Here is a 1,105-nt window from a genome sequence, read left to right on the forward strand (position 1 = left end):
AGACGCCCTAAGTCAATAATCTATGAAAAATAAAATCAGTAGGGGTAGACAAAGAAAAAGGGGGGTAGTCCGAGATGACAGAAATTTGCCCGCTGGATAGTATACTTCTACCATCCAGCGAGCGTTGTTTGGGTGAGAGAAGCACCCATCATTCGCCGTACGTGCGGTACTTATTCAACCCCGACTCGTACTCCCCACCGGAAGGAAACGCAGCTTTGAAGGCATCATCGCTGATCTCAGTCAGAGTCTCGTCGCTTACTTGAAGATCAAGGGTCTTAGCTTTCTCCTGCGCCGCCGTCTTTCCCTTACGAAGGAAATCGTCAGCACTCGGGGAGAAGCTGGTGTTCTTCGCAGCGACGATAGTGGTCACAGCGGCGTTGAAGAGGGGACGAAAATCCATTGCAACTCCCATTGTCCAAACACTTTGTATTATTATTTCATTATTTTTGTTTTTCTTCAAGATATCTCAAAACATCTCCAAAAAGGCAACACGAAACCAAGGGATTAATGGAAATAAATACCTAATCCCCACTTGTAAAAGTATGTATTCTAAATGTCAAGCAGCGTTTCTAGCTTTTGAATCGAGGAAAATCGTTGGATCATAGGGAGTTTTCTGCTTCCACATGGCAAATAAAATTCGCAACCAAGTATTGGCTACAATCCGGAAACATTCACTTGTACCGCGACCTTGCTTTCGATGCTTTTGGAACATTTCTTTGCTCCACGGCTCATATTTCACCATTTGCAGAGCAAATTGCTGCATGGTGTTGCGAAAGGTTTTTCTACAAGCTCTACGAAAATGAGCAAAGCGTCTTTTTCCGCTCTTTCGGGTAACAGGAGCAGTTCCTGCTTCACACTGAATTGCATTGGCATGGGGGTAATAGGAACGATCATCGCCAAACTCCACCATAATTCTGGCAGCCAAATTGGTTCCTACACCTTTGAGAGCAAGAAATATCTCACTGTCAGGAAGAGACTTTACCAAGTGCTCTACTTCCTGGTCATACTGCTGGATATCTTGAATCAGCATCTCTAATTGGCTGAGTAAAGATAAGAGGAAACGGCTTTTTCCACGAGAAGTTGCACCATCCACCGGAAATTGTTT

The 1,105-nt window shown here is 44.3% G+C and carries 2 protein-coding genes; both read right to left on the minus strand.

The annotated features are described in order from the left end of the window. Nucleotides 1–148: 148 nt before the first annotated feature. A complete protein-coding gene (locus tag AC5WOE_RS19980; RefSeq protein ID WP_496050911.1) occupies nt 149–400 on the minus strand; it encodes a hypothetical protein in 252 nt (83 codons plus the stop codon). A 156-nt stretch (nt 401–556) separates the two neighbouring features. Continuing rightward, nucleotides 557–1,105, minus strand: a 549-nt coding sequence (locus tag AC5WOE_RS19985; RefSeq protein WP_496053348.1) for a transposase, incomplete at its 5' end; no start/stop codon positions are given.

The organism is Shimazuella sp. NTD248 (genome assembly GCF_059510395.1).

Excerpts from the sequence above, each read along its gene's own strand:
- AC5WOE_RS19980 (WP_496050911.1), bottom strand. The coding sequence starts at position 400 with ATGGATTTTCGTCCCCTCTTCAACGCCGCTGTGACCACTATCGTCGCT.